Here is a 14,267-nt window from a genome sequence, read left to right on the forward strand (position 1 = left end):
GAGGTGGGCAGGCCCTTCGTCGCGTCGGCGGTGAGCACCCGGCCACCGGGTGCCGTACGGCTGTCATGGCCGTCGATGTGCACGTTGTTCAACGTTCAATTCGTCCCGGTGTACACCGTCTGGATCAGGCGGTTGGGCTGTCCGCGGCGGATCAGGGTGCCGCGGCCCGAGGGCTGCTGGGTGGCGTAGACCCCGGCGAAGAGCTGGCCCTCGCCGCGGTCGCCGGTCATCACCAGCGCGCTCGCGCCGGACTCGCGCAGCCCCTGGAGCAGCGGCTCGTACAGCCCTCGCGAGGCGCCGGCGACGCGGCGGGTGAGCACGAAGTGCAGGCCGATGTCGACGGCGGAGGGGATGTACGGCAGGAACGGGGCGAGCGGCTGCTGTCCGGCCGTGGTGAGGACGTCGTAGTCGTCGACGAGGATGACGATGCGGGGTCCCGCGCCCCAGCTCCCGGGCTCCAGGTCCTCGGTGTCGGCGCTCTCGTCGGGCAGCCGCTTCTCCAGTTCGCCCGCGATGCCCGCGGCCAGGCCCCCGGCCAGTTTGGCGTTGTAGGCGTAGCCGCCCCGGTACTCCTCGGGGATGGCGCCGCGCAGTCCGCGCCGGGGGTCGAAGACGCCGAAGACGAGCTCCTCGTCGCCGTAGCGCTCGATGAGGCCCTGGGCGATCACCTTGAGCAGGTTGGTCTTTCCGCACTCGCTGTCGCCCATGACGATCAGGTGCTGGTCGCGGTCGAACAGGTCGAGCAGGACCGGGGCGAGCCGGTTCTGGTCCAGGCCGATGGGGACCCGGCGCGGTTCGGCGGCGGGGCCGGGCAGTTGCCGGGGTTCGACGACGTGCGGGAGGACACGGACGGGCTGGGCGACGTCACCGGTCCAGGTGGCGCGGACGGAACGTGCGGTGCGTTCCAGGACGGCGCCGAGGTCGCCGGTGTCGGCGAGGCCGTCGGTGCGGGGCAGTGCGACCTGGGCGAACAGTTTGCCGTCGGTGAGGACGCGGCCCTTCTCGGTGGGGGCGAGGGTCTCGGCGAGCTTGCGGTCCACGCTGGACTCGCTGGGGTCGTTCAGGCGCAGTTCGATGCGGGTGCCGAACTGGGACTGGGTGGCGATGCGGACGTCGTTCCAGCGGAGCATGCCGGCGACGACGTGGATGCCGTAGCCGCCGCCGCGCTTGAGGATGTCGACGACGGCGTCGTCGAGTTGCTCGAAGTCGTCGCGCAGGGCGCCGAAGCCGTCGATGAGCAGGACGATCTCGGTGGAGGCGAGTTCGGGCAGCCGGCCGGCGGCGCGCAGGTCGCGGAGCTGTTCGAGGGAGTCGATGCTGTGGACGCGGAAGAGTTCCTCGCGCTGGTCGAGCATGGTGCGCACCGAGTCGATGGTGCGGGCGGCGCGCTCGCGGTCGGCGCGGCCGGCGACGCCGCCGACGTGCGGCAGTCCGGCCAGGGCCTGGAGGCCGCCCCCGACGAGGTCGAGGCCGTAGAGGCCGACCTCCTGCGGAGTGTGGGTGAGCGCGAGGGACAGGGCCAGGGTGCGCAGCAGGGTGGTCTTGCCGGACTGGGGTCCGCCGATGACGGCGGCGTGGCCGCCGGCGACGGTGAGGTCGAAGTACCACTGGCCCTGCCACTGCTTGGTGGGGTCGTCCAGGAGGCCCATGGGCACCTGGAGCGGGCCGCGCCGCTTGGCGAGCTGCATGCCGCGCGCGCCGACCTCGACGGGGCCGGCGACCTTGTCCAGGGCGACGGCGTCGGGCAGCGGGGGCAGCCAGATCTGCCGGACGGGCGGGGCGGCGGACTCCTCGATCCGTCCGACGAGGACGCCCATCTCGGTGGGCCCGGTCTCCCGGCGCCGCATCTGCGGTTCCTCGGGCCCGCCGGTCTCGTCCCGGCCGAGGGTGTTGTACGCCTCGTAGGCGAGGGCGAGCGGTCCGGTGTCCTCCTCGGCCTCGCGCTGCACGGGGCCCCGGTAGGCGCCGGAGACGTAGCTGGCCTTGAACCGCTCGTAGTGGCTGGTGTCGACCTTGAGGTAACCGAAGCCGGGCAGCGGGGGCAGGTTGTGGAAGGCGTCGGTGGTGTCCAGGACGGTGCGCGACTCGTCGGCGGAGAAGGTGCGCAGTCCGAGCCGGTACGACAGGTAGGTGTCCAGGCCCTTGAGCTTGCCGCCCTCGATGCGCTGGCTGGACAGCAGCAGGTGGACGCCGATGGAGCGGCCGATGCGTCCGATGGAGAGGAACAGGTCGATGAAGTCGGGCTTGGCGGTGAGGAGTTCGCCGAACTCGTCGATGACGACGAACAGGTGCGGCAGCGGGTCGAGGTCGGGGCGCTTCTCGGCGCGCAGGGCCGCGTAGTGGCCGATGTCGGCGACGTTCCCGGCGTCCTTGAGGACCTGCTGACGGCGCTTGACCTCGCCGGCGAGGGAGGCGTGGACGCGTTCGATGAGGCCGGCCTGGTTCTCCAGGTTGGTGATGACGCCGGCCACGTGCGGGAGTTCGGCGAAGGGCGCGAAGGTGGCGCCGCCCTTGAAGTCGACGAGGACGAGGGCGAGGTCCTCCGGCGGGTGGGTGGTGACCAGGGCGAGGACGAGGGTGCGCAGCAGTTCGGACTTGCCGGAGCCGGTGGCGCCGACGCACAGGCCGTGCGGGCCCATGCCGAGTTCGGAGGACTCCTTCAGGTCGAGCAGGACCGGTTCGCGGGCGTCGTTGACGCCGATGGGCACGCGCAGGAAGGCGCGTTCGCCGCGCGGCGCCCACAGCCGGCCGAGGTCGAGGTCGGCGACGTCGTCGATGCCGAGCAGGTCGGCGAAGTCGACGGGGCCGGACAGGGGGGCGTCGGCGCCCGTGGAGTCGGCGGACAGCCGCATCGGGGCGAGCATCCGGGCGAGGCCCTCGGCGAAGGGGACGCCGACCTCGTCGACGGTGCCGTGGGCGCCGACCGGTTCGGCCTCGCGCAGGTCCTCGATGACCACGCGCCCGCCCTCGACGGTGATCCGCACGCCGACGTGACCGGGCTCCTGCACCCGCCGGTCGAGCAGGTGCAGCACGGTGACGCCCATGTCGCGCAGGCCGACCGCCTCGTCGGGGCGGGGCAGGTCGACGGCGTCCTCGCCGTGTCCGTCGGCGACGACGAGCAGCCGGGAGGACATGGCGAGCGCGTCCTTGCCGGACAGGCCGCGGCGCACCTCGGCCGCGTACGAGGCGCGGCGGGCGAGTTCGGGGCGGATCTGCCGGGCGAGCTGGGGCAGCGAGGGGGCGATGCGGCGGGCGGCGACGGGGCCGTCGAACTGCTCGGGGTCGAGCAGGTGCGGGAGCCACTTGGCCCACTCCCACTCCTCCAGGCGGTCTCCGGGCACCGCGAGCGCCATGGCGACGTCGTCGGGGGCGTGGGTGGCGGCGGCCTGCACCAGCAGGGCGCGGGCGACCCGCAGGGTGTCCTCGCGGGCGCCGATGACGCTGATGTCGCCGACGCGGTCGAGCGGGACGGTGAGCGGGAGTTCGGTGCCGGTGCTGAAGCGGGCCATCAGCGCGGAGGCCTCGTTCAGCATGAACTCGTCGGGCGGGGTGAGGACGGAGGAGCCCTGCTGTGCGACCTTCAGGTCCCGTACGGGCATCTCGCCGGTGCCGACGCGTACGCGCAGGAAGTCGGGGTCGAGGCGGCGGCGCTCCCAGAGCCGGGCGGGGTCGCGCACGATGTCGTAGAGGGCGTCCGGCGGCGGGTTGAGCACCTGGGCCCGCTCGCGCCGCTCCCGCTCCTCCTTGGACAGTTGCTCCCGCAGGTCCTCCAAGTAGGCGAGATACGCCTCGCGTTGGGTGCGGCGGGTGCGCTGGGCCTTGCCGCGCTGGGAGAACACCAGGGTCATGGAGCCGGCGAGGGTGACGACGAGGATGATGGCGCCGAGGCCCGCGAACTGGCTGTTGCGGACGACGGTCATCATCACCACGGACGACATCACGCCCGCCACCGGCAGCAGCGAGGTCGCTATCGAACCCGCCTTGCCCTCGGGCAGGTTGGGCGGCGCCTCGATGGAACGCGGGTCGGGCGCGGGGGCGGGTCGGGTGGTCCGGGCGGGACGGTGGATCAGTCGGGTGCTCATGTGCCGTGGCCTCCCCCTTCTTCGGTCAGCGGCGCTTCTGGGAGAGCTGGAAGATGTCGGCGGCCAGTGTGGTGACGGACTGCCGGGTGGCGTGCGCGAGGAGTTCGGTGCGGATGGTGCCGCCCGCCGCGAGGTGCCGGTCGTAGGGCAGGACGTGGACGCCCGCGCCGGTGGCGGTCAGCTTGGCGCCGGCCGCGTCGAGGTCGAGACCGGCGTGCGGCACGGTCTCGGTGAGGACGACGATCGTCCCGGCGATGACGTGCCGGGGCAGTCCGCGCAGCCACTCCAGGACGGCGTAGGTGCTGGCGACGCCCTCGAGGGTGGCGGGTGTGACGAGGATGCGCGCCTGGGCGGCGGACAGCGCGACGCGGGCGACCTCGGCGGGCAGGGTCTCGCAGTCGACGACGGTGACACCGAAGTAGCGGCGCAGCGAGACCATGACCTTCTCGTACGAGCGCAGGTCGAGCATGGCCCCGATCTGCCCCTGACTGCCTGGCAGCAGCCAGGCGTTGTCCGGGAGCTGGACGAGGTAGCCGGTGACGTCGAGCAGCGACATCTGCGGTTCGACGATGCCGGCGACGTCACCGGTGGTCCAGCGCAGGCTCTGCGCGCCGAGCCGCAGCGGGAGCGAGCCGAGCGCGGGGTCGGCCTCGATGATCAGGGTGGGATCGTGCCGGTAGTGCGCGTAGGTGGTGCCGAGCAGCGCGGCGATCGTGGTCTTGCCGGCGCCGCCGCGGATGGAGGTGACGGCGATCTGCCGTCCGGTGGTGACCGCCTGCTGGAGCACCTCGGCGGTGGCGGTGGTGCGGGCGACCTCGCGGGCGGCGGAGGAGGAGACCGTACGGCGCACGGCGCGCAGGGCGCGGGCGGTGAGGGGCTCGCCGTGCCGGGGCTTGAGGCCGGCGGCGACGAGGTCCTTCTCCACGACGGGACGGGACTCGGGGGTGCGGGGGCGGGCGGGGCCCGCGGCCCCGGCGGCGGGGCGGGCCTGCGTCTGCGGGCGCCGGGGCTGGAGGTTCTGCGGGGGAACGTACGCCTGTTGGGGCTGGGCGGGGGACTGCGGTGCCGGCCCGGGCGTGCCGGGGGCGGGCGCGCCGGCGCCCCTCGGGGGCTGCGCGTCCGCACCCGGCTGCGCGCCCCGCGCGGACGCGGCGCCGCCGTTCAGGTCGCGCAGCACGTCGCTCTGCCAGTTGTCGCCGTTCGGCATGTCGCCCTTCTCCCCTGTACCTCTGCCTCTGCCCGGCCCCCGTGCCCCGTGTTCTGTCCGGGGCGCGGCGGTGCGCGTCAGAACTTGTCGAGCAGTTGCCCGTAGATGCCGAACACGCCCACGGCGAGCGGGAACAGCCCGATCACGCCGATGGACTCGATCAGGTCGGCGGTCCGCCGCAGCCGCACCCGCACGTGCTCCGGCGGCTGCACCGCGAGCACCAGCAGCGGCAGTACGGCGGCCGCGCACAGCACGGCGAGCGGTCCGGCGCCGCCCGCGTGGTCCGTCCACACCACGGTGAGCCGTACGACGAGCAGCGCGGCGGCGGCGAACAGCGGCACCACCTCGGCGACGAGCGGGAAGGCCCGCGCCCGGGACAGCAGGACGACGGCGGTGAGCGAGGCGAGCGCCACGCTCCACGGGGTCGGCGCGTCCGCGGTGGTCAGCAGCCAGCCGCCGGCCGCGGCGGAGGCGGCGGTGACGACGGTGGCGAGGGCGAGGCCGCGGTGGGTGGCGGCGAGTGCGTTGGCCACCTGGTGACGGCTGATGGAGACGCCGCCGGAGCGCTTGTCGTCGAGCCCGGTGAGCCCGGAGGCCATGAGGGCGAACCGGGGCAGCAGGCCGAGCAGGACGACGGAGAAGACCGCCATCACCGCGCCGAGCCGGTCGGAACGGTCCTGCAGTGCGGCGACGGCCTCCCAGACGGCGGCCATCACGGCCACCGCGCCCGCGCCGATGAGCCCGCCCCGGCCCAGTGGTGAGAAGAAGGCGAGCAGCAGGAGCATCAGCACCAGTGCCGCCCCGACGGCGGCCAGCCGCGCGGTCGCCTCCCAGTCCTGGGCGTCGGCGAGGGTCCAGGCGGCCAGCAGGCCGAGTCCGCCGGAGGTGAGCAGCAGCGCGGTGGCCAGGCCCTGGTTGCCCTCGCCGATCTTCGCGACGGCGGCGCCGGCGAGCAGGAAGACGACGGTGGCGGCGACGAGGACGCCGGCCAGCGAGTCCAGCGCGAACTCGCGGCGCGCGAGCACGGCGGTGACCACCGCGAAGGTGACCGTGGCCGCGCCGGCGGTGACCCGGCGGGCGGCGGGGCGCCAGCGCCAGGCGCGCAGATCGAGGTCGTCGGCGACCTGGTCGGTGACGTCGTGCACGACGGGCGCGGGCGGTGCCGCGTGCGCGCGCACGAGTTGCAGTACGGCGCCGTCGGGGACGCCCTCGGAGGAGAGCGTGGCGTCGTGCGGCAGGACCGAGCCGTCGGAGGTGATCAGTTGCCGGGTCATGGGCCGCGAGGCGGCCCGGTCGTCGAGCAACTGCAGGATGTCGGGCAGCAGTTGGCCGATCGGGGTGTCCGACGGCAGGACGATGTCGGCTCGCCGTCGCTCGCCGACCAGGGTGACCCTGCTGAGCTGGGCCCGGGACGTCGTTGCTGTGCTCACCACGTGCGGGAACCTATCATCGCGTAGTTTTTCGGCCACGGGGACACCGATGGCGTGAACATGTCGGGTGCGGGGGCGGTTGCGGTCGGGGGGCGAGTGGTGGTGCCTGCCGGTGCGCGCGCCGCGGCCGTCGCGGTCGACGGTGCCGACGATGTCGTCGGCGGCGCCGACGACGGTGCCGACAGCACTGCCGCCGATCGTGCGGCGGGCGACGCTACTGACGTGCGCATGCCCATCATGACCCCCGTATGTCCTTCCCGTCGCCGGCCCCGGTTCAACGCTTCCCGTCCCCGCCCTTCCCGGCGCCCTTCGTCGCGCTGCCGGAAGGGGTGGGCGAGTCGCTCGCCCCGGACGGGTTGTAGAGCTGCTCCTGCTGCTGTTCCTGCTTCTTCTTCTCGGCCTTCTGCTTGTCCAGGGTCGCCTGCAGGAAGGACCAGCCGACGCACCCGGCGCACAGGACGGCCGCGATGGCGATGCCCGCGAAGATCTTGCCGAGCCGCTCGTCCACCGTGCGCCGGCCGCGCTGCGCGCCGAACAGCAGCGCGTCGCGCATCCGGCGCCGGCGCACCGCCACCGACTCCAGCAACTGGCTGTCGTAGTCCCGTGCCATCAGTCGTCGTGTCCCGTGTAGTCCGTGTGGTCCGTGTAGTCCCTGTGGGCTGTGCGGTCCATGTGGTCCGCGTGGTCCCTGACGTACCGTCAGTCGTCGGCGGTGAGGCCGAGATGCCGGCGCATGGTGGCGTACTTGGCGGTGAGCCGACGGGCGGTGTGCTCGTCGAGGACGGCGAGCCGGTCGGGGTCCGCGTTGTGCGCGAGGTCCGCCGCCTTGACCAGCCGGGCGCCGGGGGTGGCGAGGATGCGCCGCGCGTACGCCTCCGGGTCCTCGCCGTCGCGCTTGGTGACGGCCCGGACGACGTCCTTGGTGCGCTGCGGCAGTGCGGCGGCGTCGAGCCAGGCGTCGTCGAGGACGCCGTCCTCGAGCGCGTCGTGCAGCCAGCCCGCGGCGACGAGGTCGTCCGCTCCGCCCCTGGCCCGCACGCCCTCCGCCACGGCCCGCAGATGCTCGGCGTACGGCCGCCCGGCCTTGTCCTGCTGCGCGGCGTGCGCGGTACGCGCCACGGCCTCGACCTCGGCGAGCCCCAGCCCGCCGCCCAACGCCTCCGTGCGCCCCTGCCGGTGCCCCTCGTACGGCATTCAGGCTCCCCCTCACTTTGCCCCTGCAACATAAGCCATGGGTGAGCGGCCAGTACAGCCCGGGACGGACGCGATACGGGAGGAACGGGGGGTCAGTCGCCGGCGGCGAGGGCCTCCACGGCCGCGGCGTTCGGCGCGTCCGCGAGTGAGCCCGGCAGCGGGCGCCCCTTTCCGCCGGGGTCGGGATCGCCGTACAACTCGGCCAGCGCCTGGGACGGTCGAAGCTCCCGCTCCCGGGCCGCACGCAGCCGACGTACCCAGTGACCGCCCGCGTTCACCCCACGAGGCCCTGCAGCCTGCCTCGGCTCGTACGCGGCGGCGCCATCCTCGTCGCCTGCCCACACATACCCGAGGATCGAGCCGGCCTCCTTGTCCACCACGGTGAAGTACCGCACCGGCTTGTCGGTCCAGTGGTGGTAACGCGGCGGGCCGCCCGGCTGTTCGACGAACCTCATGTCGTCGTCGAATCGCGGGTTGACCGGGCGTTCACTGCTCATGTCGTTCACACATTCCTTCGCGCGGCTTCGTGTTGAGCGCGGCTAGGGCCTCGGCAGGACCTCACCGTAGACGTGCCATTTGCCCGCGTCGTCCATGAAGACGCGCGTCACCTTGTACTGCGTACCACGTGCCAGCAGGATTTCCCGTTCTCCGGGGTTCGCGGAGATGTGGTCGATCCAGAGGGCGGGAGTGTCCTTGGGTACCCGCAGGTGCATCACCACCGGCTTGTAGCGGAAGGCGGCGGGAACGGTCCGGCCGAATGCCGTGGAGGTGTACCCCGGATCACCGTAGACGTTGCCCTCCATCTCGAGCGGCGACCTCAGATTGAGGTGGTCGATGCCCGTACCACGGATGACCATGACGTTCTCGGGCACCGGACGGGTTCCCATGACCCGGTCCATCTCCTGGATCGTGTGGAGGATGCTGGGGTCCACATCGGGGTGACTGCCCCGCAGGTGGCCGTTGATCTCTGTGTAGTAGTGGTCGCTGTAGGTGTGCAGCGCGTCCCTCCCGGAGGGGTCGAGGTCGTCCAGGAAGTCGTTCCAGTAGCTGTCGCCGTACACCTGCCCGGCGTCGTCGCTGAGGCTGGGCGTCGGGTCGGTGCCGTGAGCCAGCTCCGCCTCGGCCACCGCGTGCTTCTCGGCGTCGGTGGCCAGATCGTCGAAGTCGTCCGCCGACATGATCGGCTCGTACTCGAACGGCTCGCCGGATCCTCCGTGCCCCGGGGCGTCGGAACCCGCGTGCCCCGGAGTTGTCGCGCCGTCCGGCCCGTGGTGGGCCGCTGCGTCCGTCGCCTGGTGGACGGGGGGCGTGTGGTCGCCCACATGGCCGGCGTCGTCCGCGTGGTGCGCGTCGTCCGCGTGGCCCGCCCCGTCGTGGTCGCCGCCGTGCGCGTGCTCACCCTCGTGCTGATGCTCGCCCCCATGGCCGCCGCCCGGTGCCTCGTGGCCGGGGTGCGGGGTGCCCCCCGGTGTCTCGTGCGGCGCGTGCGTGGTCGTGTGGTCGTACGACGTCGGGCCCGGCCCCTCGCCGTGCGGGCCCGGCCCGTGGTCGTACGCACCCGGGCCGTGGCCGTACGGGCCGGGCTCGTGGACGTGCGGGGCCGGGGTCTGGGCGCCGTAGTGGCCGGCCGTGTCCGCCGTGTGGAACGCGGATCCGCCCGGTACGTGCGCGGCCGCGTGGACCGGCTGGTGCGGGAGCGTCCAGCTCTTCGGGAGGCCCGGCGCCGCCTCGTGCGGGGCGGGGGTCGTGTCGACGACGCCGTCGGGGGTGGTGAGGTGGCCCTGGGGGTCGAGGATGCGGCCGTCGGGAAGGTGGACCGAGCCGTCGGGGAGGTGCATCGAACCCTCGGGGAGGTGTACCGCGCCGTCGGGGAGGGTCGGGATGTCGATCTTGCCGACGCCCTTCAGCGCCTTCGTGACGTCGCCGATCTTGGACAGGCCCGCGCCCGCGCCCTTCATGACGTACGTCATCGGGTCGATGATCTTGCCCGCCTTGCCGGCCACGGACAGGGCCTTGGCGACCGCGCCGGCCTTGCCCGCGCCCGAGGCGGCCGTGCCAGCACCGCCCGTGAAGACCGTCGTCACGACGTTGAACGTGACCGCGCCCGCGGCCCGCGCGGGGTTCTTGCCCCACTCGTCCCACGCCACCAGCGCCTTGCCCGTCTCCTTCACCGCCGTACGCGAATCACGGATCCAGGAGGGGAGTTTGTCGTCGGGCAGCGCCCAGAACGCGGTGCCCACACCGGGGATCGAGGCGATGGCCAGGCCGGTGGCGAGCTGCGCGAGGCCCTTCCACGCCTGGCCCATCGCGTCCCAGCCGCCGAAGCCGACCAGCGTGCCGAGCCCCTTGATCGTGCCCCACACACCGTCCACGATCAGGCCGTCCCACACGAACGACTTGATCCAGTGGCCGATCTCCCAGGCGTGGTGCTTCTCCTCCACCGGATCGCCCCACGGCAGCTTCGCGTTCTTCAGGTCCTCCGCGTCGAATCCGTACTGGTCCTTGCGGTCGGAGCCGTCCCCCGCGACCATCTGCGTCCCGCCGAAGACCGCCGTGATCTTGTTGTGGCAGGTCCGCTCCGCCGCCCAGAACGCCGCGACCGTCGCCGTGATGTCGTCCCGGATCCCGTTGTGCTCCTCGACCTTGTCCCCGTCGTACTCCCAGTCGTCGTCGTCCTTGACCGAGTTGACGAACGTCGTCGCCTTCGTCTTCAGCTCCGCCAGCTTGGTCACCAGCGGGCGGATCTCCGTGGCGTAGGACGACAGGGCCGAGGACACCGTCTCCAGATCCGTCGCGAAATCGTCCGCACGGTCCTTCACCGGCTTCGTCGACGCGAACAACTGCTCCGCCTCCGGAGCCTTGTAGTACGCCGACAGCCCCTGGAACTGCGAGTGGACGTCCGCACCCGTGGAGCGGAGGTGCGACGCGTCCGTCCTCAGGTCCCCGTAGTCCTTCTCCAGTTGCGTCAGATCCCCGGTGTACTGCGGAATCTGTTCTGGACTGATCACCGCGACCTCGACCCCCGTCCCGGCCCGTTGGCTCCGTGCTGTGCCGTTCTGTGCCGTGCTGTGCGCGGAGTCATCTCTATCAACTCCGCGATTGCTCATGCAATCCGGAGCGGAGCCGGCGAGCGGTCAGTGCGACGGGGCCGTCGGGCCCTCTCTGCAGATCAGCAGCAGTGCCCGGTCGTCGTTGACGTCCTTCGCGACCGCCTCGATCAGATGCCAGGCCGCCCCGCGGAAGCCGCCCGCGACGTAGCGGTCGGCCTCGCCGGTGAGGCGGTCCATGCCCTCGGCGATGTCCCGTTCGGCGGTCTCCACCAGGCCGTCGGTGAAGAGCATCAGCACGTCCCCGGGGCGCAGCGTGCCCTTGACGGAGTCGAACTGCGCGCCGTCGTACACGCCGAGCAGCGGACCCTCCGCGGACTTCTCCTCCCAGCGGCCGCTGCCGGCGCTGAGCTGGAGGCCCGGCGGGTGGCCCGCGGAGTAGAGCTCGTAGTCGCCGGAGTCCAGGTCGAGGACGAGGTGGATGGAGGTCGCGAACCCCTCCTCCCAGTCCTGGCGCAGGAGGTAGCCGTTGGCGGCGGGGAGGAAGGCGTGCGGCGGGAGGGAGCCGAGGAGGCCGCCGAAGGCGCCGGACAGCAGCAGGGCCCGCGATCCCGCGTCCATGCCCTTGCCGGAGACGTCGGTGAGGACGACCTCCAGTGTGCGGCCCCCGTTGGTGCGGGCGGCGACCACGAAGTCGCCGGAGAAGGACTGCCCGCCGGCCGGGCGCAGCGCCATTTCGCGGTGCCAGCCCATCGGCAGTTTGGGCAGTTTGCTCTGTACCCGGATGCGTTCGCGCAGGTCGAACAGCATGGTGCCGCCGCGCCGCCAGGGCACGCCGACCCGGCTGCGGAACTGCGCGATGAGCAGCCCGAAGAAACCGCAGGCGGCGACCACCAGGACCACGCCGGGCGTGACCCGGGAGGGGCCCTGGGTGTACGGGCCGAGCTGGACGGATTCGACGATCAGCGCGGTGGCGGCGGCCGCGTACAGCGCGAGCAGGCTGGAGGGCCGCAGCAGCAGGCCGCCGGCGACGATCGGCAGGACGAGGACGGCCGGTGCGCACCAGACCGAGTTGGCCATCGTCGTCGCCGCGATGAGGGGCACGGTGAGCATCAGGCCGACGAGGGCGATCCAGTCGGAGCCGTCCCCGCGGAAGTAGTCCACGGCGGCGCGGCGCAGCCCGACGCGGGCCCGGTGCCACTGCTTCTTCACCCGGGCCGGGAAAGTCTCGGCTTCCGCGCGCCGCTCTCGTCCTGATGCCATTGTTCGGGACCCTATCCATCGGACCAGGTGCTTGGCACGGGAGGTACCGCTTGTCCCCCCTCGGAGCGCCCAACTTCACAGGGTTCGGGGGGCCGTACGGTGAGTGATATGGCCTCTCCCGTACGGGATTGCCCCGATAGGCGGTGCGGGGTCGGTCGATCACGTGCTGTACGCAAGGGAGTTGGGACGGCGTGCGTGGACCGGGCCCGGGTGTCGAAGGCGTCCGGACGGTCGTTACGGGGCGCTCTGGCAGGTGGGGCACCAGAAGAGGTTGCGGCCCGCGAGGCCGGCGGTGCGGACGGGGGTGCCGCACAGGTGGCAGGGCAGGTTCGCGCGGCGGTAGACGTACACCTCGCCGCCGTGGTCGTCGACGCGGGGCGGGCGGCCCATCGCCTCGGGGGTGTGGGCGGGGCGCACGGTGTCGATGCGGTTATGGCGGACGCCCTCGCGCATCAGGTCGACCAGGTCGGTCCAGAGCGCGTCCCACTCGGCGGGGGTGAGGTCCCGGCCGGGGCGGTGGGGGTCGATGCCGTGCCGGAAGAGGACCTCGGCCCGGTAGACGTTGCCGACGCCGGCGACGACCTTCTGGTCCATGAGGAGCGCGGCGATCGTGGTGCGGCTGCGGGATATCCGGTGGTACGCGGCGGCGGGGTCGGCGTCGGCGCGCAGCGGGTCGGGGCCGAGGCGGGCATGGACGGCCCGTTTCTCGGGATCGGTGATCAGGGCGCAGGTGGTGGGGCCGCGGAGGTCGACGTGGGCGGTGTCGTCGGCGAGGCGGAGGCGGACGGTGTCGGTGGGCGGGGGCGCGGGGGCGCCGCCGAAGGCGACCTTGCCGAAGAGGCCGAGGTGGATGTGGACCCAGCCGGTCGCGCCGAACCCGAGGAAGAGGTGCTTGCCGTGGGCCTCGGTGGCGGTGAGTTCCGTACGGTCCAGGAGGGCGGCGGCGTCGGCGAACTTGCCCTGGGGGCTGCTGACGCGGACGGCTCCGCCGGTGAAGCGGGCGTAGTCCTGGGCCAGGCGGTGAATGGTGTGCCCTTCCGGCACGGGGCGCCTCCGGCGGTGCGGGGATTGCTGACGGGGCGGGTGGGTGCGGACAGCTCGGGTGGTGCCGGTGCGTGGGCGGGGTGCGGGTGCGTCGTGGCCGGTCGCGCGGTTCCCCGCAACCCTCTGACGGACCGCGCCCCCTGAGGGGCGCGGGGAACTGCGCGGCGCACCCCCACCGGCCCGCTCCCGACAACGCACCCCGTGGGGGCTCCGGGAGCGGAGCCCCCGGTGATGGGACGGGTGGGGGCGGCGGGGGCGAGGAAACGGGCCCCCGTCCCGCTCCGCCCCTCAGCCCTGCGGGTGGTGCGGGGGAATCGGGGGCAGCTCCCCCGTGGTCTCGTAGCCCGACAGCATGTCGATGCGCCGCACATGCCGCTCGTCCCCGGAGAACGGCGTCGCCAGGAAGGTCTCGACGAACTTCGTCGCCTCCTCACGCGTATGCATCCGCGCCCCCACCGCCACCACGTTCGCGTCGTTGTGCTGCCGCCCCAGCGACGCCGTTTCCTCGCTCCAGGCGAGCGCCGCGCGCACGCCCTTCACCTTGTTCGCCGCGATCTGCTCCCCGTTGCCGGAGCCGCCGATCACCACGCCGAGCGAGCCGGGGTCGCCCGCGGTGCGCTCCGCCGCGCGGAGGCAGAACGGCGGGTAGTCGTCCTGGGCGTCGTAGACGTGCGGCCCGCAGTCCACGGGCTCGTGTCCCGCCGCCTCGAGCCATTCGACGAGGTGGTTCTTCAGTTCGTAACCGGCGTGATCGGAGCCGAGGTAGACGCGCATGGTTCCGAGTGTGGCACGGCCCCACGCGCCCCGGCCTGCCGGGTACCGCCCACGTAAACTGTGAGGCACACCACGGAAGTACAGGTAAGGCGCTTGTAAAATGTGCAAAACAGAGGTTCCGTAGGGCACTGCCCTGGGATTCACTGTTCCGGCTCGTGCACCGCTCGCACGGCGGGCCACTCGTCGCACACCTCGTACGTGTTCCGGCCGTGCGGCCTTCGTGCAC

The 14,267-nt window shown here is 72.7% G+C and carries 10 protein-coding genes; all 10 read right to left on the reverse strand.

The annotated features are described in order from the left end of the window. Positions 1–95 precede the first annotated feature (95 nt). Positions 96–4,082: a type VII secretion protein EccCa gene (eccCa, locus tag QFZ64_RS12410; RefSeq protein ID WP_307065039.1), complete on the reverse strand. Its 3,987-nt coding sequence runs from the start codon at positions 4,080–4,082 to the stop codon at positions 96–98. A 25-nt stretch (positions 4,083–4,107) separates the two neighbouring features. Next, the gene (locus tag QFZ64_RS12415; protein WP_307065041.1) at positions 4,108–5,289 is read right to left on the reverse strand and encodes a MinD/ParA family protein; all 1,182 of its coding nucleotides are present in this window, start codon (positions 5,287–5,289) and stop codon (positions 4,108–4,110) included. A gap of 77 nt (positions 5,290–5,366) precedes the next feature. Then, complete coding sequence (gene eccD, locus QFZ64_RS12420; protein ID WP_307065045.1) at positions 5,367–6,722, reverse strand: type VII secretion integral membrane protein EccD; 1,356 nt, start codon at positions 6,720–6,722, stop codon at positions 5,367–5,369. Positions 6,723–6,993: 271 nt separating this feature from the next. After that, positions 6,994–7,329: a hypothetical protein gene (locus QFZ64_RS12425; RefSeq protein WP_307065047.1), complete on the reverse strand. Its 336-nt coding sequence runs from the start codon at positions 7,327–7,329 to the stop codon at positions 6,994–6,996. Between the two features lie 89 nt (positions 7,330–7,418). Beyond that, on the reverse strand, positions 7,419–7,913 hold the full coding sequence (locus QFZ64_RS12430; protein WP_307065049.1) for a phosphohydrolase: 495 nt from the start codon (positions 7,911–7,913) through the stop codon (positions 7,419–7,421). Between the two features lie 92 nt (positions 7,914–8,005). Further along, on the reverse strand, positions 8,006–8,410 hold the full coding sequence (locus QFZ64_RS12435; protein WP_307065050.1) for a hypothetical protein: 405 nt from the start codon (positions 8,408–8,410) through the stop codon (positions 8,006–8,008). A 42-nt stretch (positions 8,411–8,452) separates the two neighbouring features. Next, entirely contained in the window at positions 8,453–10,921 is a 2,469-nt protein-coding gene (locus QFZ64_RS12440) for an ADP-ribosyltransferase (RefSeq protein ID WP_307065057.1), read from the reverse strand. A gap of 126 nt (positions 10,922–11,047) precedes the next feature. Continuing rightward, a complete protein-coding gene (locus QFZ64_RS12445; protein WP_307065061.1) occupies positions 11,048–12,223 on the reverse strand; it encodes a PP2C family protein-serine/threonine phosphatase in 1,176 nt (391 codons plus the stop codon). A 234-nt stretch (positions 12,224–12,457) separates the two neighbouring features. Beyond that, positions 12,458–13,267 carry an Fpg/Nei family DNA glycosylase gene (locus QFZ64_RS12450; RefSeq protein WP_307065063.1) on the reverse strand — a complete coding sequence of 270 codons (810 nt, stop codon included), beginning with the start codon at positions 13,265–13,267 and terminating at the stop codon, positions 12,458–12,460. 288 nt (positions 13,268–13,555) lie between these two features. Further along, complete coding sequence (locus QFZ64_RS12455; protein WP_307065075.1) at positions 13,556–14,041, reverse strand: ribose-5-phosphate isomerase; 486 nt, start codon at positions 14,039–14,041, stop codon at positions 13,556–13,558. Between the last annotated feature and the right edge of the window lie 226 nt (positions 14,042–14,267).

The sequence above is a fragment of the Streptomyces sp. B3I8 genome (assembly GCF_030816915.1).
Classification (GTDB): Bacteria; Actinomycetota; Actinomycetes; order Streptomycetales; family Streptomycetaceae; genus Streptomyces.

Excerpts from the sequence above, each read along its gene's own strand:
- eccCa (WP_307065039.1), bottom strand. The coding sequence starts at position 4,082 with ATGAGCACCCGACTGATCCACCGTCCCGCCCGGACCACCCGACCCGCC.
- QFZ64_RS12415 (WP_307065041.1), bottom strand. The coding sequence starts at position 5,289 with ATGCCGAACGGCGACAACTGGCAGAGCGACGTGCTGCGCGACCTGAAC.
- QFZ64_RS12425 (WP_307065047.1), bottom strand. The coding sequence starts at position 7,329 with ATGGCACGGGACTACGACAGCCAGTTGCTGGAGTCGGTGGCGGTGCGC.
- QFZ64_RS12430 (WP_307065049.1), bottom strand. The coding sequence starts at position 7,913 with ATGCCGTACGAGGGGCACCGGCAGGGGCGCACGGAGGCGTTGGGCGGC.
- QFZ64_RS12435 (WP_307065050.1), bottom strand. The coding sequence starts at position 8,410 with ATGAGCAGTGAACGCCCGGTCAACCCGCGATTCGACGACGACATGAGG.
- QFZ64_RS12445 (WP_307065061.1), bottom strand. The coding sequence starts at position 12,223 with ATGGCATCAGGACGAGAGCGGCGCGCGGAAGCCGAGACTTTCCCGGCC.
- QFZ64_RS12455 (WP_307065075.1), bottom strand. The coding sequence starts at position 14,041 with ATGCGCGTCTACCTCGGCTCCGATCACGCCGGTTACGAACTGAAGAAC.